This window comes from Portibacter marinus, assembly GCF_021533195.1.
GTDB lineage: Bacteria > Bacteroidota > Bacteroidia > Chitinophagales > Saprospiraceae > Portibacter > Portibacter marinus.
In genome coordinates, this window is record NZ_JAJNKB010000016.1 from 1 (window position 1) to 18,186 (window position 18,186).

At 34.3% G+C, this 18,186-nt stretch carries 15 protein-coding genes and 2 pseudogenes; 13 read left to right on the forward strand and 4 right to left on the reverse strand.

Annotation, left to right across the window (positions count from 1 at the left end):
• Window positions 1-145, reverse strand: a 145-nt coding sequence (locus L2567_RS21385; RefSeq protein WP_406626638.1) for a transposase, incomplete at its 3' end; no start/stop codon positions are given.
• Between the two features lie 86 nt (window positions 146-231).
• Between L2567_RS21385 and L2567_RS20185 the strand changes: the two genes are divergently transcribed.
• From L2567_RS20185 to L2567_RS20220, 9 genes and pseudogenes are all read left to right on the forward strand, one after another.
• Window positions 232-744 carry an integrase core domain-containing protein gene (locus L2567_RS20185; protein WP_235299670.1) on the forward strand — a complete coding sequence of 171 codons (513 nt, stop codon included), beginning with the start codon at window positions 232-234 and terminating at the stop codon, window positions 742-744.
• 182 nt (window positions 745-926) lie between these two features.
• A complete protein-coding gene (locus L2567_RS20190; RefSeq protein ID WP_235299671.1) occupies window positions 927-1,133 on the forward strand; it encodes a hypothetical protein in 207 nt (68 codons plus the stop codon).
• A 157-nt stretch (window positions 1,134-1,290) separates the two neighbouring features.
• Complete coding sequence (locus L2567_RS20195) at window positions 1,291-2,409, forward strand: hypothetical protein (protein WP_235299672.1); 1,119 nt, start codon at window positions 1,291-1,293, stop codon at window positions 2,407-2,409.
• Between the two features lie 295 nt (window positions 2,410-2,704).
• The gene (locus L2567_RS20200) at window positions 2,705-3,511 is read left to right on the forward strand and encodes a type IV toxin-antitoxin system AbiEi family antitoxin domain-containing protein (RefSeq protein WP_235299673.1); all 807 of its coding nucleotides are present in this window, start codon (window positions 2,705-2,707) and stop codon (window positions 3,509-3,511) included.
• Window positions 3,508-4,308 (forward strand): nucleotidyl transferase AbiEii/AbiGii toxin family protein, encoded by an 801-nt coding sequence (locus L2567_RS20205; protein WP_235299674.1) that lies wholly within the window; start codon window positions 3,508-3,510, stop codon window positions 4,306-4,308. The genes L2567_RS20200 and L2567_RS20205 overlap by 4 nt, the downstream gene beginning before the upstream one ends.
• Window positions 4,305-5,783 (forward strand): type I restriction-modification system subunit M, encoded by a 1,479-nt coding sequence (locus L2567_RS20210; protein ID WP_235299675.1) that lies wholly within the window; start codon window positions 4,305-4,307, stop codon window positions 5,781-5,783. The genes L2567_RS20205 and L2567_RS20210 overlap by 4 nt, the downstream gene beginning before the upstream one ends.
• 83 nt (window positions 5,784-5,866) lie before the next feature.
• A pseudogene (locus L2567_RS21390) lies at window positions 5,867-6,286 on the forward strand (restriction endonuclease subunit S); the annotation flags it as partial.
• An 87-nt stretch (window positions 6,287-6,373) separates the two neighbouring features.
• Window positions 6,374-6,901: pseudogene (locus L2567_RS21395) on the forward strand (restriction endonuclease subunit S); the annotation flags it as partial.
• 34 nt (window positions 6,902-6,935) lie between these two features.
• A complete protein-coding gene (locus L2567_RS20220; RefSeq protein WP_235299677.1) occupies window positions 6,936-9,911 on the forward strand; it encodes a type I restriction endonuclease subunit R in 2,976 nt (991 codons plus the stop codon).
• Between the two features lie 1,006 nt (window positions 9,912-10,917).
• Here L2567_RS20220 and L2567_RS20225 read toward each other — a convergent pair.
• From L2567_RS20225 to L2567_RS20235, 3 genes are read right to left on the reverse strand one after another with little or no spacing between them, the layout of a single operon-like run.
• The gene (locus L2567_RS20225) at window positions 10,918-11,559 is read right to left on the reverse strand and encodes a hypothetical protein (RefSeq protein ID WP_235299678.1); all 642 of its coding nucleotides are present in this window, start codon (window positions 11,557-11,559) and stop codon (window positions 10,918-10,920) included.
• A gap of 23 nt (window positions 11,560-11,582) precedes the next feature.
• The gene (locus tag L2567_RS20230) at window positions 11,583-12,302 is read right to left on the reverse strand and encodes a hypothetical protein (protein ID WP_235299679.1); all 720 of its coding nucleotides are present in this window, start codon (window positions 12,300-12,302) and stop codon (window positions 11,583-11,585) included.
• Between the two features lie 26 nt (window positions 12,303-12,328).
• On the reverse strand, window positions 12,329-13,237 hold the full coding sequence (locus tag L2567_RS20235; RefSeq protein WP_235299680.1) for a hypothetical protein: 909 nt from the start codon (window positions 13,235-13,237) through the stop codon (window positions 12,329-12,331).
• 493 nt (window positions 13,238-13,730) lie between these two features.
• Between L2567_RS20235 and L2567_RS20240 the strand changes: the two genes are divergently transcribed.
• The 4 genes from L2567_RS20240 to L2567_RS20255 all read left to right on the forward strand — a co-directional run bounded on the left by L2567_RS20240 (window position 13,731) and on the right by L2567_RS20255 (window position 18,053).
• Window positions 13,731-14,393: a DUF2975 domain-containing protein gene (locus tag L2567_RS20240; protein ID WP_235299681.1), complete on the forward strand. Its 663-nt coding sequence runs from the start codon at window positions 13,731-13,733 to the stop codon at window positions 14,391-14,393.
• 61 nt (window positions 14,394-14,454) lie between these two features.
• A complete protein-coding gene (locus tag L2567_RS20245; protein WP_235299682.1) occupies window positions 14,455-14,679 on the forward strand; it encodes a helix-turn-helix domain-containing protein in 225 nt (74 codons plus the stop codon).
• Between the two features lie 12 nt (window positions 14,680-14,691).
• Window positions 14,692-16,518 carry a serine hydrolase domain-containing protein gene (locus tag L2567_RS20250; protein WP_235299683.1) on the forward strand — a complete coding sequence of 609 codons (1,827 nt, stop codon included), beginning with the start codon at window positions 14,692-14,694 and terminating at the stop codon, window positions 16,516-16,518.
• A gap of 71 nt (window positions 16,519-16,589) precedes the next feature.
• On the forward strand, window positions 16,590-18,053 hold the full coding sequence (locus L2567_RS20255) for a serine hydrolase domain-containing protein (RefSeq protein WP_235299684.1): 1,464 nt from the start codon (window positions 16,590-16,592) through the stop codon (window positions 18,051-18,053).
• The last annotated feature ends 133 nt before the right edge of the window (window positions 18,054-18,186 follow it).

An 18,186-nucleotide genomic window follows, 5' to 3' on the forward strand; every position in this document is an offset into this window, starting at 1 on the left:
TTGATAAAAACTCTCGCTTCCAATTGGTGATCATCTGTGGATGGATATCATATTTCTGTGCAAGCTGAGCAATCGTGCTTCGCTCCTTTAAGGCCTCCAATACGACATCTGTCTTGAATTTGCTGGTGTACTTTTTTCTACTCATAACAGTAAATTTAATGGTTTGTAATCAAACTATATTCACTGTCTAGTTTTCGGGGGGAACTTCAATGTTGGACGGCAGGTTATACCATGAAGCAGAGTCAAGTAAAGCAAGTATGGGATGAAGTAATAGAAAAGTACCTACAGCCAGCGGATATGCTTAATGAGCCAATAGAAATAGAAGTACGGAATGATAATGGAAAACAATTTAGTAGTGATATGATCCAACGATATTTTAAGGATAATTATCTCAATCAGGTATTTACTCATCCGTATTCTCCTGAAGAAAATGGGCACATAGAAAGTTTTCATAAAACGCTAACCAGAGCAATTGAAAAGGACAAATTCGAGGACTTAGAAGAATTAGAACTAAGGCTGGAACGATTCTATAAGTGCTATAACAATCAAAGACCTCATGGTTCTATTGCAGGCACTAGCCCCATGATGTTTTGGGCATTGTGGGAAGATGACAAGATAGAGGCTAAAGAACTCGGGAACAGCCGGGTGCAGTATAATTTGCTAATCGATAGGCAAGATATACTTTGTCACAAAGAGATTAATAGGTACAAGCATCCAATAAAATTATCGGGTAATACGAACTGAAATGTTCTCGCATTTTATTGAATACCCTCGATGGGTATTACATAAAAAAAGAAAAGCAGGCCTACTATAAAATCATCGGTACAAAGGTCACTGATGATGTTCTCGCAAAACAAAATTACGTATATTTATTATGCGCAGTATTCAACATGAAAATTTTGTCCGATTAATAAGGGGCTGAACCAATGGAGTCAGAGATAAATTTTATGGACGAACCCAAACCAGACTTAAGAAAAAGTTTTAGAGAGAATGAATACTATCAGAATATGACAAGACACTTAAATTCATTCTTATTTATCATTAAATCACTTGCAGAAAATAAAAGTGAAATTGAGATAGAAAAACAACTAGAATTAAATATTTTGGAATACGCTGAAAGGTTAAAACGATAGAAAATATTACCTTCAAAGCCAGCATAGAACTGTATGCATGAAGTAATTCCTCCTATCGTCGGAACTCCTCATGCAATTGACCGTTCTGCGCAATTTAAATTTAAAAAATAAGCACTTGCTACATCACCATTATATATTAATCTTAGTATTCTTTATTTTGATTGGTTGCCATGAACAAGACCATAAACTCCTAAAAAATCAGCGATGGGAAATAGTCGAAAGGTGGACCGAAGATATAAGAAAGGAAAGAGCAGACTTGGAAATTGAAGGTGATGTTTATTCCACTTTAGAATATGAATTTGAAAGTAAAGATGAGTCAACAGAACTAATTGAATTTCAACAATCTAAGTATAGGAAGATAGCTGTAAATAGTGATTTCAATAAGATTCTTGATGTTCCGATAATTAGAAGTAAATCTTATCAATTTAATAAATCAGGTCAACTCATAAAACAAATAGAATTTCGTGATCATAAAAATTATCCAAACTTAAGCGTTGATCAATATTACTATGATGGGAATGGAAATCTTATTGAAATAAGATATTTGGACTCTGATGAAAAAGTGGTCCAACAAAAGCAATTTAGATATGACTCCAATGATAGAATCATAGAATTGGTTGAACACGATAATGAAAAATCAATTTCGTCCAAATCTATTATCTCCTATTTTGATGACTACTTAAAAGTCCACGATATCATAATCCAGAACAATGATACATTGACAACTTACACCTCAAATTTCAATCGATTCGGTCAATTAATCGAAGACTCACCAATGATAAAGAATAGCTTTGATAAGGCAGGTCATTTGATTAAAACAGAGTTCTATGACTTAGACGGTATATTAATTGACTACAAAACTTTTGAATTTGATTCATTGGATAACAAAGTTGAAGAAAGTTCATATGATTCTTTAGGTAATTTAGTGAATTCGAAGTTTTTTATTTTTGATCGAGAAGGTGAATTAATACTAGACATAATCGTTGACAGAGATTATACTATTTTAAACAATTATAAGGATAAAAACGAATACAGAAATTTCCTCCATATACCCAATAAATCTGATCGAAATAGATATGGCACATGGACTTTTAAAGATAATTTCGGGAATGACACCAAAATTGTGCGATATAGTGAAATTGGAGAAGGATTATATAAAGACGAAGTAAAAAGAACAGAAATTCAATATGATGATAAAGGAAATTGGATAAGAAAAGAAATCTATGATAATGATTCTTTGACAACAATTAAAATCAGACAATTAACATACTTTTGAATTATAGAAAACTGCGCAGAACATGCGTCATCACATAATGCTCCCTATTGGTCGCACTCTGGATGTCGCTGGCCGTTACATGCAAGCTGAAAAAAAATCCCAGCCCACAAGAGCAAAGAGTGCTATCGCACACATTGCTCTTATATCCAACCCTTAAAATAGTTACTATTCATACGACCAAAGTCAGGAAGATCCTGATTTCAAGGATATGAAATATAACTTTATCTAAATTTTATTATCTTTGATACGACCAAAATCAGATAATACCTGATTTTAAAGATATGAAACATAACAAATGCAATTAGACTCAGAAAAACTTATATCACAATTTATGGAACAAGACCAATCTTGTTTTCATATCGAGGAGGTATATCATGAATTTCCGGAATCATCTAAAGGTGCAATAAGAGAGCTATTGAGTGATATGGCCAATAGAGGAAAAATATCAAGACTTAAAGAAGGGCTGTATGCAATTATACCTCTTGGTGAATCAAGCACAACATATATTCCGGAATGGCATCAACTGACCAAACATTTAGTTGAAAGTGCTGAATACTATATTGGATATTACTCAGCATTACAATTACACAACCTAATAACTCAGCCCTCATTAAAACAGCAAATAGTTGTCTCAAAGCAGCAGAAGAAGTCTAAACTAAAAATTCAAAGGATAGAATTTCAGTTTATTTACCATAACAAGAATCATTTTTTTGGAAGTAAGAAAATATGGATTAACCAATTCGATAAAGTATTGTGTTCGGATTTAGAGAAGACAATTGTTGATTGTTTATTTAAACCAGAATATGCAGGAGGAATAGTAGAAATTGCTAAAGCAATTTACGAATCAAAGGACAAATTAGATTTTGGCAAACTTCTTAATTACACTATCCAATTCAAATCCCAATCAGTGATTAAGAGATTGGGGTATCTCATTGAATTATTAGATATACGAACGGAAATTATTAACTCTTTACTGACTTTAAGATCAAACTCATACGCAACGTTAGATACTGAACTGCCAAAAGAAGGTAAAAGATTATCTCGGTGGAAAATTCTAAAAAACATTGATGAAGAAACAATTAAATCAGCTCTCTATACATGATAAAACCAGGCGAAATACAAAAGTGGGCAAATAAAGTAGGCGTTAGAGATTCTCAAATTGAAAAGGACTATATCTTATCCTGGATATTATGTGGAATTGCTAATCATTCTGAATTATCAAAAGAAATTGTCTTCAAAGGAGGAACGGTGTTGAAGAAGGTATACTTTGATGATTATAGATACTCTGAAGATCTTGACTTTACATTGATTGCTGATCGATCGAATGATCAATTAAAAGAGTGGTTTGATCAGACTTTTGAATATATAAAGGAAGAAGCTAACATTCCTCTTAAGATCATTGATCAAAATGATCACGAGGATGGTGGTATGAACTTCTATATTTCATATATCGGACCATTCGGTGGAGATGGTTCGAATAAAAAGGTGAAAGTCGACATCTCTCGCAGCGAGGAATTAGTATTTGATCCAGTAACTAAGTCAGCAATTATTAACTATTCTGATCTGCCGGATTATCAGTTATTATGTTATCCATTGGAAGAGGTCTTAGTTGAGAAACTAAGATCCACAATTCAAAGACTCCAGCCAAGAGATTATTATGATATATGGTATTTACTTGAAATTCATGGTATGGATGTCGACTATTTCGTTCCGGAATTCATCAAGAAATGCGAATCAAAGGATATCGATCCATCAAGCTTTCATGGATCAATAGAAAAGCGGCTACCACAATATAAAGGAAGATGGGCTAAATCAATGGCAGATCAAATACAAGATTTACCACCATTTGAACAGGTTGAAAGAGAAATGAATAGACACTTAAAGAAATTCGAAGTATGACACAAAAGCAATTAGAGGACTACCTATGGGGAGCCGCAAATATTCTAAGAGGAATGATTGATGCAGCTGACTTCAAACAATATATATTCCCACTTTTATTCTTCAAAAGAATATCCGATATATGGGATGAAGAATACGAAGAAGCATTAGAATTATCAGATGGAGATTTAGACTATGCAATGTTCAGGGAAAATCATCGATTTCAAATTCCAGAAGAATGCCATTGGAAAGATGTCAGAGCTGTTTCTGTTGATATAGGAAAGAAACTACAAAATGCATTACGTGAAATTGAAAAAGCCAATTTTGAATTATTACATGATGTATTCGGTGATGCTCAATGGACTAACAAAAGACGATTAAGCGATGAAAAGCTCATCGATTTGATTGAGCATTTTTCGGAAATGAATCTCACGACTAAAAATGTTCCGCATGATTTGATGGGTGATGGATATGAGTACCTCATTAAGAAATTTGCTGATGATAGCGGACATACAGCGGCTGAGTTTTATACTAATAGAACCGTTGTTGAGTTAATGACCCGAATCACCAATCCACAACCCGGTGAATCTGTGTATGACCCAACTTGTGGCTCTGGAGGGATTTTATTGAATGCTGCCTTGTATCTGAAAAGGCAAGGAAAGGAATACCGCAACTTAAAATTATACGGACAAGAGTTAAACCTGATAACTTCTGCTATTGCACGTATGAATATGTTTATGCACAACATTGACGAATTTCTGATTGTGCAGGGAGATACTTTAGATAAACCCCAAATTCTGGAAAATGATGAACTGAAAAAATTTGATGTCATCATGGCGAATCCACCCTATTCGATAAAACGATGGAGCCAAGAAAAATTTGCCAATGACCCATTTGGCAGAAATATTTGGGGTACTCCACCACAAGGTTGTGCTGATTATGGATTCCAACAGCACATCATTAAAAGCCTCAATCCTAAAAAAGGAAGAAGTGTATCTCTTTGGCCACATGGCGTATTGTTTAGAGATGCGGAGGCGAGTATGCGTAAGAAGATGATTGAAGAAGATTTGGTAGATGCTGTTATAGGTTTAGGTAAAAACCTTTTTTACAACAGTAGCATGGAAAGCTGTTTATTGGTTTGTAATATGAATAAACCAAAGGAACGAAAAGGAAAAATCATTTTTATTGATGGTAAAGATGAGATAAGACTGGAAAGAAGCGATGCCTATCTAAAAGACAAACACATCAAACGAATGGCGGATGCTTATTGGAATTTCAAAGATGAGGATGGCTTTTCAAAAGTGATGACTTCCAAAGATATTCTAAAGGAAAATGACGGAAACCTAAGTGTTCAACTTCATGTAAAAACAAATGGAAATGAACAGACTAAATCTTTAGAAGAATTAATGTCCGAATCTAAATCCAATCAAATAAAAATTGAAACTGGGTTCAAAGATTTGATTAATCAACTGAATGAAATTGGAATTGATATATGACAATATTGAAAACACAAAATTGGAACATTCATTTAGTAGATGATGTTGCAGATGAAAAGTCTATTAGAGTTGACAATCCTTCTATGAGCGAATATGATAAATTCGTTGGACTTGAGCATTTTACATCTGGAGATTTTGTTATAAAGAATTATGGTTCAACGGAAGATTTAAAGTCAGGTATGAAATATTTTTCTGATGGAGATTTACTTTTTGCTCGTCGAAATGCTTATTTAAAAAGGGCTTCAAATGTGAACTTTGAAGGAGTTTGCTCAGGGGACGCAATAGTAATTACACGAAAAAATGAAAGGATTATTCCCCGATTTCTAACTCTAATTTTTAATACGTCTTGCTTTTGGGACTATGCAATCAGCAATGCTGCTGGCACGATGTCTAAAAGAGTTAAATGGCGAGACTTAAAAGAATATCAATTCAAACTCCCTCCCAAAGACGAACAAGAAAGTATCCTTAATTTATTTCTCACTCTTGAGACACAAATCGAACAAACGGAAGCACAGGAAGAGAATTTGAGAGGGTTAAAAAGGCAGCTTTTAAGAGATTTGTTTTCAGAAAAATTTGAATTTGGTAATCACTTGTCAAAGGATGACTTTGAAGAAAAGACTTTCGATGAAGTTGCTGATCAAATTTCGAAAAGGATTGACCCCGGAAAAACTGAATTGGAAATTTATGTGGGATTAGAACACTTAGACCCTGATAATTTAACAATAAAAAGAACAGGAGTACCAGCGGATGTTAAAGGAACAAAGTTATTGATTTGGAAAGAGGACATCATATTTGGAAAACGTAGGGCATACCAAAGAAAAGTTGCCGTTTCTCATTTTGATGGAATTTGTTCTGCTCACTCAATGGTATTAAGAGCAAAAGAATATGTTATTGAAAAAGACTTTCTTCCATTTTTTATGCAATCTGATGCTTTTATGAATAGAGCTATACAAATATCAGAAGGTTCTCTTTCTCCTACAATTAAATGGAAGGTTTTAAAAACACAAAGGTTCTTTTTTCCAAAGAAAGAAAAGCAGCAAGGGTTAATCACTTTGTTTAAATCATTTGATACAAACATTGAATTGTTGAATTCACAAACCCAAACCCTAAAACAACTCAAACAAAAACTCTTAGACGAAATACTTGGATAATATGGCTTTCAATGAACTCAATAGTGTAGAACATTTTGTGATTCACCAACTTTCTGGTGTTAATCTAAATGATGTCAAAAATGGACAAGTAGCCGAAAATCCCGTTCACTATGGAGCCAATAAATGGCGGTATGTGCCTGCTGAAGTATTAGGGAGAGATATTACTGAAGTGCTATTGGAGAAAGAATTGAAAACGTCTTTGATTCGTCTGAATCCAAGTATTGAAAAAAATCCAGATTTTGCAGATGAGGTTATCCGAAAGCTAAGAGCGATACTTATTACTGTTTCTAATGTGGGTTTGGTAAGAGCCAATGAAGAATTTGCGAAATGGTTACGAAACGAACATTCTTTGCCGTTTGGAAAAAGAGGTGAACATGTCAAAATCAAATTGATTGATTATAATCAATTGGAAAAGAACTCTTATATCATAACCAATCAGTTTAAAATAAGAGCGAGAGAAACCAAGATACCGGATGTGGTTTTGTTTCTGAATGGTATTCCTGTAGTTGTTGGAGAAGTCAAAACACCAGTCAGACCCGCAGTAAGCTGGTATGATGGAGCACATGATATTCATGTTACCTACGAGAATAGTGTTCCGCAATTGTTTGTCCCCAATATTTTATCTTTTTCATCTGAAGGAAAAGAATTATACATAGGTGCAGTGAGAACGCCTTTGGAGTTTTGGTCGCCTTGGAGAATCGAAAATGAGAAAGACGAATTACATCAAATAGCAGGCTTAGATGATGTTGCTCAGCAACTCACCCATTTATTGAAGCCTTCTACGTTATTGGATATTTTACAATTTTATTCAGTTTATGGAACAAGTAGTTCAAAAAAGAAAATTAAAGTCATTTGTCGCTATCAGCAATATGAAGGAGCCAATGGAATTGTTAATCGTGTTTTAGAAGGGAAAATCAAAAAAGGATTGATATGGCATTTTCAAGGTTCAGGAAAGTCCTTGTTAATGCTCTTTGCAGCTCAGAAATTAAGAAGACAAGCAGCCTTAGGCAATCCTACCGTTTTAATCGTTGTAGACAGAACGGATTTAGATTCCCAAATTACTTCTTCTTTTGCCTCCGCGGATGTTTCCAATTTTGTCACAACTGACAGCATTAAAGAACTCAATCGTCTCTTAGAAAAAGATACCCGAAAAATTATCATCACCATGATTCATAAATTCAGGGATTCTACTCCTGATATGAATTCACGAGATAATATTATTGTCATGGTTGATGAAGCGCACCGCACACAAGAAGGAAATCTTGGAAGACAAATGAGAGCTGCTTTACCAAATGCCTTCTTATTTGGACTTACGGGAACTCCAATTAATAAAGCAGACAAGAATACATTTTGGGCATTTGGAGCGATTGAAGATGAAGGTGGCTATATGAGTCGCTATACATTCCAAGACAGTATTAGAGATAAAGCTACTTTACCCTTACATTTTGAACCAAGGCTTCCAAACTACCATATTGATAAGTCTGCCTTAGATACCGCTTTCAAAGAAATGGCAAATGATTTAAGTGAAGAAGATAGAAATAAGTTAAGCCAGAAGGCAGCAAAGATGTCTGTATTCTTAAAAGCACCAGAAAGAGTTTCAACAATTGTAAGTGATATAGTTAGTCATTTCAAAAAGCATGTTGAACCAGAAGGTTTTAAAGCCATGATTGTTACTCCTGACCGATATGCCTGTGTCCAGTACAAAGAAGAATTGGATAAATTAATGCCAGTTGAAAGTAGCAAAGTAGTTATGAGTTCATCAGCAAGTGATGATTACGAATTCAAACAAAAGTGGGGAGTAGATAAAGACAAACAGGAAAAGATAGTTGAAGAGTTTAATACCCCGGATAGTTCGTTGCAATTTATCATTGTTACTGCAAAATTATTAACAGGATTTGATGCTCCTATTCTCCAAACCATGTATTTGGATAAGTCTTTAAAGGACCATACCCTTTTACAAGCCATTTGCAGAACCAATCGCCTTTTCCCAAACAAAACATTTGGAAGAATTGTAGATTATTTTGGCGTTTTTGATGATACTGCCCAAGCATTAGCATTTGATGAAGCAACCATGAAAACGGTTATCACCAATTTGCAAGAATTGAGAGATAAACTCCCCGAATACATGACAAAGTGTTTAAATCATTTTGAAGGAGTAGATAAAACTATAGAAGGTTTTGAAGGATTACAATCTGCACAAAATGCAATAGGCGATAATGAAAAAAGAGATGCTTTTGCCAAAGACTACACTTTACTTGCAAAACTATGGGAAGCATTATCACCAGACGATGTATTAAACCAATACCAAAAAGATTATAAGTGGCTTTCACAAGTTTATACCTCAGTTAAACCAACTTCAGATGATAATGGAAGGTTATTATGGCATGCATTAGGTGCTCAAACCACTAAATTAATCCATGAGTACATTCATGTTGAGGGCATCAATACGGAAATGGAAGAAATGGTATTGGATGCTGAGATCATTGAGGAATTAATGAACAAAAAAAATCCAAAAGAAGCAGAGCGAGTTGTAAAGTTATTAATTGCAAGATTTAAGAACCATACAAATAATCCAAAATTCAAAGCTTTAGGACAACGATTGGAAGAATTGAGAAATAGAGCAGAACAAGGATTAATCAGTAGTGTAGAATTCATCAAACATCTTTGTGAATTAGCAAAAGATACTTTAAGAACAGAGAAAGAAATCATTACCATTCAAGAGCAAAAAACAGCAAAATCTGCATTGACAGAATTATTCCTTGAAATGAAGAATGACCAAACTCCTGCGATAGTTGAAAGAATTGTTAATGATATTGATGACATTGTAAAAATTGTAAGATTTGATGGCTGGCAAACTTCTGTTACTGGAGAAAGATTAGTACAAAAAGAATTAAGGAAAGCTTTGTTGAAGTACAAATTGCATAAAGAGGAAGATTTATTTTATAGAGCATATGAATACATTAAGGAATATTATTAAAAAAGTATCGCAATTACAGCACACTGCCGTCCTCGTTCCTGCGGGCGACAGAGAGCTGTAAGCCACCCTCAAATGAAAAGAGTAAATTGAAAATGAAACCCATAGACAAAGGAATGCCAGCATGTAACACTATATATCACGCCATAGCTCCTTCGTCACTACGTCGGATATAATTATCCGTTATCTTCTATTGCGTGCCCTGAATGGAAACCTTCTCATTGATTGAATCAAATAGAGATTGTAACCAATGCTGTAATTTAGATGGAGGTTGGCCCTCCACAGACGCTGTACAGGCGAAGTCTGCAAATCGCCTTAAAGGTGCTGGGAAAGTGATTTTCTGGTATCGAGCGTTTAAGGAAAAGGCTTGGTAAGACAAGTCAGATATGAATAGAAAAGATGAATGTAAATGAACCTTCGATGAAATATCGTGAAAACGTACATTCTGTCAAAACTGTGATTGAATTGTGTTCGCAGGACGAGTATAGCGGTTACCTGATTATTGGCTATATGGCAGACGGTATATAGGAGGCATGATTTCTATTTAGGCTAAATTATGGAACAGGGGAGATCAAACAAGATTGTAAAGGGAAAGACTCAATTAGGGTAAGCACTTAAGAGGTCAAATACCGATGTTTGTTTGAAGTCAGACTACCTCATAGTAGTAATGAAGCTTTTGTAATGAAAGTGGAGCGAAGGGGCTAGCAGCTTAATTGTTTTTAGTAAATTGTCAACAAGATGTTTGCTCTTGGAGGAACGAACCACTAAAACGTTAACTGAAGAGCCGTATGATGGGAGACTATCACGTACGGTTCTGTGAGAGGTTTGGGGTGAAATTCCCCTTACCTACTCGATAGACTTGAATAGCGGAAAAGTTTTAGCAGTATCATGGCTTAGAACATGTCACTGTACCATAAAACCAACTAAAAGACGTGACCACTCAGAAAATTAAATAGCCCTAATGCAGGAATCAATATATATGCATAAACAATTTACAGTAAAAGCACCTCTATTTAAGTCCCTTATCAAAAGGTCCTGAAAGCCTCAATCCAGTGCTTAAACTATTCGTTTTGTTTGGACCTATATTGCCTGAAGTGTATATGGACAAGGTTCTTGTTTCCCTAAATTTTATGCCATAAGCCAATTCAATAACGGCACCACCTGAAAAAAAGTTTTGACTGGAAATGGATTCTAGAATGATTTTTTCGTTTTGAGTTCCCAACGGAGTATTGACTATGTAGTCATTAAGTACTTCAGATATTACAAAATGAGTTACACGCGAAAGAAATACTCCTCCTGATAGATCTAAACTGGCTTTTGACCAAGTTAAAACTGTATAGGAGCAGGTGAACTCGAGCGCAATTTGATGCGCATAGTCAGAAACCTTAGGAGATCCAAATAAGCCACCGTCATCTAAAACGTAGATAGTGTGAAACAATGATGTGTCTATGTTACTATTCTTTAACCCGTTCTTTTCACCATAACCATAATTGAAACTGAAATTAAGTTTTACATTTCCTAAACCCTCATGTACCCCAAATCCTATATTGTACCCGAGTAGGTCAGAATGTTGCCAATAAGAACCAAAACTTTGATAACTTACACCTGACTGCGAAAAACAACATGACGTAAATAGCAAGAACATGATCAAGCATCTTAATTTTAGTCCAATCATCAAAGCTTATATGTAAATATAACATCAAGAAAAAAGAAGCCTTCTTCAAAGTCATATGGAATCCCATTAATTAGACCAATATCGAAAGACTCTGAAAACTTATAGGTAAGCTTGTGGCTTGCTATGAGAGAAATACTTCGTCGGCTGAAGACTTGAAAGAACTCTGCATCAATATCTACTCTTTCGCCTGATGGGGTAATCAGCTCTGAACCTTCAGAAACTTGAAGTAAACCTACCTGCATTCGTTTCTTATAGGAAACATTTCCCCCAATGTAATATTCAAAATCGAAAAACTTTAATACTCGTTTTGTCAAGCCTAAACCAATAAAGTAGGCATTTATTTTATATCTGCTACCATTTCTATTTATAGAACCAAATCCTCTCTTGTAATCAATATCTGTGAATACGTAGTCACTATCGTCTGAATAGAAGTGCAATTGTGGTTTACCAGTACCTAATGCAGGTCTATTGCCAGGTGTTGCAATATGCCTATAAGAAATTTCGAGATTGATTGTTTTAGAAATTTTATGACTATATCTTAGTGAAGTTGAAGGTCCAGGAGGAATATAATCATCTCCGAATTCTGGAAGATTTAATAAATCAATTCCTAGAGAAAAGCTTAATTGCTGTGCAGTTATGCTATATGAGCCAAAAAAAATGAACCCAAATAGCATAACAGGTACAGCCCAAAACGTATTAAATCCATAAATTACAATCACAAATATTGTATTTTACACAATTTTATCTATCTAACTTCAGTAATTAAAAAGTCTATATCAGCTCCAGTACTTAACCACTTACCGTTATAGCAATTAGAGTAGCAATGTCTCTCATTAATATTATCACAGAAATAGGCGAAATCACCACCAAAGTCAACATCTTTTGCTGTTTTCTTAACTGAAAAAGATAAATTTGACTGGATTCCTAGCGGACCAGCATTAGTAGATGATTCGGTAGGCTTAAAGTTAACACTTCCATTTAACTGCTGTCCCATAGTGTGAGTCGTTTCTGTCCCTTCCTTTCTATGTTTACCTGTCCACACAAATTTTCTCTCATCTCCATGCAATCCTGATTCAAAATCCCATCTGACAAAGTTTAAGGGAGAATATAGAGGTAGTGCGTTGTACTTATTTTTCAAATCATTTCTTCTGTAATATGCAAACTTTGTATCTTGGATGAAAGCAAATGTAGTAGAATTAACCTTTGATGATGCATACAAGTCTATTTGAAATCTACATTTGGTATTCCACCACCAACACCACTTATCTCCCAAATTTAATCCAGTTGTTCCAGAATTTAAGATTATAGCAAGACTTCTTTCACTGTTTACGCTATTATTGAAGGAAGTTCTTAAAGCCACGGCATTAGTATTTGGACAAATATATTGATTTCTTAAATTATTACTTACTATATTTTTTGTTTCGTTTATAAAACACTGATTATTATATAGTGACAGCATAATACTGTCTTTCAAGACTAAAAGATTTTCGGATGGATTTTTAAACAAATGACTTCCAATTTTAAGGTATTCCTGATCCTTCCTTTCATTAAGATTATAATCATTCCAATCAACACCAGCTAAGTCCTCACAAAACCTCACCTTAGACTTATTATCAAAGTATACTTGTTGACTCACTTTTTCTTCATCTAGCACTACATAGCCTTCTCTATTAACTAAGACAGTAGTTTCAAAAGTAGGTCCATCATCACCAACGTCTAATAATTCTAGGTTTCCATCAATATAGAAATGATATCCCTGATTAGGCTTTAAGAGATCAAATATATTCTCAGAAAAGAGTATATTTTGATCAACAGATTGACTTGGAGTTGAGATATTTAGAAATTTGACCCCTAGTGGTTCAGCCCCCTAATTATTCTCTGATAATTAGGGGACTGAACCACTAGTACCTGGCTTTTTAGTTGATTTTTTGTTTCCTTGATTGCAACTGACACATTTCGATTATTTTATAAAATCCTAAATAAAATTTATGTTTCACCTTGAAAAAAGCCAGCTCGCAACACCGTTTCAACACCAACAGGCGATATCTAAACATTTCATAAACAACTATATTTTATGTAAAACATAAAATAATTTTCGTTGTAATTAAATATTGTATTATTTTTGGATTCAAGTTTAAATCAAAAAAATGCATCAATTACGTTTTAAGGGCTTATTAAAAATTTTTCTTTGGACTATTAATTTAGCATTGATTGTGGAAATTGCTATTGCGGCTATAGTTATTATTTTGATGTTGGTGATCATCAATAGTGATGAAAATTTAGTCTCTGGTTGGTCCGCTTTTTTACCCGAAATCAATGAAAGTTATACTGTTTCTCAAAGTCCAAAAATTGAAACGGCAACTGCTTCTGCAAGGGAGGTTCATATCCAATTTTCTGCCACAGGAATGATCTATTACTTTTTGAAATTTATTGAAACCATCTTTAACCTTTCCATCATTATCTGGATTACATTTTTATTGGGAAAGATTTTCAGGTCGCTTCATAATGAACATCCCTTCACTGTGAGAAATGCCATTCGTTTGCGGACTATTGCTTCTTTAATTATTGCTATTATACCTTTTAGTACAATCCAAAGCCTTGTATATCGAAACTATATTTCCAATAATATTTCTATTGAGGGAAAGACATACGTTTATTCCATATTTCCAATGGAACTAGCCAAAAATGAAATCTGGCTGGATTTTCAGATGAATTTACAGTATTTGCTTATCGGAGGTCTACTCCTGCTTGTAGCAGAAATATTCCGCATTGGTGTTTTTTTCAAAGAGGATAGCGAATCAATATTATAAACAAAGGCAAAACAGGATTCTTTACAATGTCATCAACTTATAATCAACAAATCTGCTTGTTATGCCAATAATCGTAAACCTTGATGTGGTTATGGCCAAAAAGAAAATGTCTCTAACTGAGCTTTCGAGGCGGGTGGGTATATCTATGACTAATCTCTCACTTTTAAAAACAGGAAAAGTCAAAGGATTGCGTTTCAACACATTGGAAGCCATTTGTGAGACCTTAGATTGTAAACCGGGTGATATTCTGGATTATGAAAAGGAAAAAAGTAACCAGCAACAATAATATATCTTTGCAATGAAATTTTTAAAGTGGTATTCGCTTTTTATTTTATTCAGCCTATTGCTCTCAGCTAAAGTCAATGCACAAAAGCAATATCTTGATAAAGAAATCAGCAAGGTTTTATCCGAGCATCAAGTTCAGGGAGCAGCGGTTGCCCTCTTCAAAAAAGACACAGTATTATGGAGTGGATATTTCGGTAAATCAAACCTCGCCGAAGATAAACCAGTGACTGAAAAAACTCTTTTTGGCTTAGGTTCTATTTCTAAAACGTTTTTGGCATTGGGTGCAATGATTGCCCAAGAAAAAAAACAGTTAAATATTTACCGCCCTTTAAAACAAATGGATCTCCCCCTATCATTTACAAATGAATTTGAAGTATCAAACCCAATAAAAATGGTGCATTTGCTGGAACATACATCAGGTTTTGATGAAGCACATTTTGATATTTTTGCAAAAGCAAATTCAAAGACAACATTTGAAACGATTATGGTCCTAAGTCGATCCGCACTGACAACCCGCTGGCCACCTGGCAACTATTATTCTTACAATACCTTAAATTATATTGTTTCTGCTAGTATTCTGGAGCAACAAACAAAAGTTCCATTTCAATCATTCATAAAGAATCAAATATTTGATCCTCTGAAAATGAATAGAGCTACTTATTTTCCTACTGATATTGCTGATTTAGCAGAAGGATATTCCGGAAATAACATTGAACCATTTCCGGATATTCCACAATGGCCAGGTGGAAGTCTAAGTGCCAACCTAGATGAAATGATACGCTTCACGCAATTATTGTTAAACTCCGGCACCTATCAGGATTTGCCAATTGTAAGTATGAGGTCAATAGAGGCAATGGAAACCCCGGAGTCTTCATTACTTGCCAAACAGGGTGTCACATTTGGCTATGGAAAAGGATTAATGCAGGAATTTATAGGTCAACATTTGTTCTATGGACATAATGGTAGTTACGGTGGTTTTCTATCTGAATTTGGATATTCAAGGAATGCAGATACTGGTTATGTCATTTTACTAAATAATCGAAATACCTCTGCAGCAATAAAGGAAATAAAAACACTGTTACTTCAGCCATTTAACAAGGAAGCAGTCGATGCAGCCAGTCAAAAAATTAATGATGAACCTTTAAGAAATAGTCAGCTAGATATTGAGGGAGCTTATCAACCAGTTACCTCAAATTTGGAAATTCTATACCCTTTCATGCGATTGGCAGATATTCAATTCATCGAAAAAGAAAAAGATAAATGGACACAAAAAAGTATACTCGGTGATGTACAGGAATTGGTGAGAATTGGAGAATATATTTTTAAACTGGAGCACGAACCAAAGGCCACTACTGCTTTTAGAGTAGGCGAAGCAGAAACTTTATGGCTTGGTGAAACCAGTTACAGAAAAATTTCCTCTTCTAGTGCATTGTTTCAGTTTTATACAGCCATAATATGCTTGTTGGCATTTATATTTTCATTTTTTAGTATTTCATATTCAATTATTAGACGTTTGATATTAAAGCGTGAGATAAGCCGCCTGCAATATCTTACTTTCTTTTCGACTCTAAGCTTAATATTGATGACTGTGGCTGTCGTTACTCTCTACAACCCAATGAGGCTATATAGCTTTGGAGCACTATTATTCTATATCTCAGGATGGTCATTCTTAATACTGTCATTTTGTACGCCCTTTTCTTTGATAAAATATCTTTTCAATAAAAAGAGGACACAAAAATGGCTAACTATCCAAATAGGAATTTGCACAACTGCCTGTATAATTATTTCAAGTTATTTATTCTATTGGGAAATTATCGGATTAAAACTCTGGAATTATTAAGGTCCAATCTACAATACTGTAACAATTAATATTTAAATACCATCTCTTCAACATGAAAACATCATCAAAAAATGAGAAAAGCACTTTTAATAATACTGATTATTTTTTCTGCTTGCAAGAAGGAAAAACAATCGTTAATTACATCAATAGATTTAAATAATGATTCAATAGCTCAAATAAAACAAATTGAAAAAAACCTAGTCCCAGTACATTATTTAAAGGGTTATGAACATCGTAGGTCCATAAGCGAATTTATGGAAGAAAACCAAATTCCAGGAGTAAGTATAGCGTTTTTTGATCATGGCAAAATTTCATGGCAAAAAACCTACGGATATGCCAATCTTGTAGATTCGACTAAAGTGACCACTAATACAATTTTTAACGGTGCTTCCTTAAGTAAAACTATTACAGCCATCGGAGCTTTAAATTTAGTAGAAAAGAGAGTATTGTCCTTAGATGATGACATCAACCAGTATCTAAAAGGCTGGAAAATACCTGATAACGAATTCACTAAAAAAGAAAAAGTAACTCTGAAGCAACTTATTGGTCATAGAGGTGGTTTTGAAAGATATGTACAGTCATCCTATTTTCCTAATGATGAATTACCTACAATAACACAAATGCTCACTGGGGAAAAACCATCTGTTGATCCTCCTGTATCATTAGTCTATACTCCTGGAGAAAAACAAATTTATTCAAATCCGGGCTATTCTGTGATTGAAAAAATTATAGAAGATGTTACTGATAAACCATTTGAAGATTGGATGGAGCAAAAGTTATTTGACCCTTTTAATATGACTAACAGCTCATTTGAACAGCCGGTCCCAAAGAAATTCTTTCAGCAAATGGCTACCGGGTATACTGATGATTTAGAACCTTATCCGTATAAGCTATTTCCTTACAAAGCTGCAGGCGGTATATGGACGACACCTAGTGATTTAGCAGGTTTTTTAATGACTGTCCTGGAAGATCATCACTCAAATACCAATAAAATTTTATCGAAAAAAATGACAGATAGTGTTTTCGCTAAAAACTCGGATAGGCTAGGATTTGCAAAAATTTACAGTGATGAGAGTAAAGATGTACTTTTTGAACACTGGGGAAGCAATTCCGGCTTTACCTGTTACTTACTAGGCTCGGTTAATCACAATCAAGGTGTGGTTATTATGACAAACAGCGATAATGGCATGTCCCTTATGAGCTATATTGCCCGAGCAGTTGCTGTTGCAAATGACTGGGATTTATTACAGCCTCAAGTATTTGAGAGTATGAGCTTGGACACTGAAAAAACAAACAAATTTAGAGGAAATTTTAAAGGTGGAAATGAAATATTGAAGTTTGAAGTAATTGAGAATGAACTTAACTTTTTAAGTGAATCAGGTATTAAGTCAAAATTAGTTTCTATCGCAGAAAATAAATTTATAGATCCAAATGAAAATACACTGTATGAATTTCTACAAAAAAATAATGGAGAAATTAAATATGTACGTATGACAAAAGCAGATGGTTATAATAGTGATTACCTAAAACAATAGATATATTGAAGTTCCCCCCGAAAATTAGACAGTGAATATAGTTTGATTACAAACCATTAAATTTACTGTTATGAGTAGAAAAAAGTATACCAGCAAATTCAAGACAGATGTCGTATTGGAGGCCTTAAAGGAG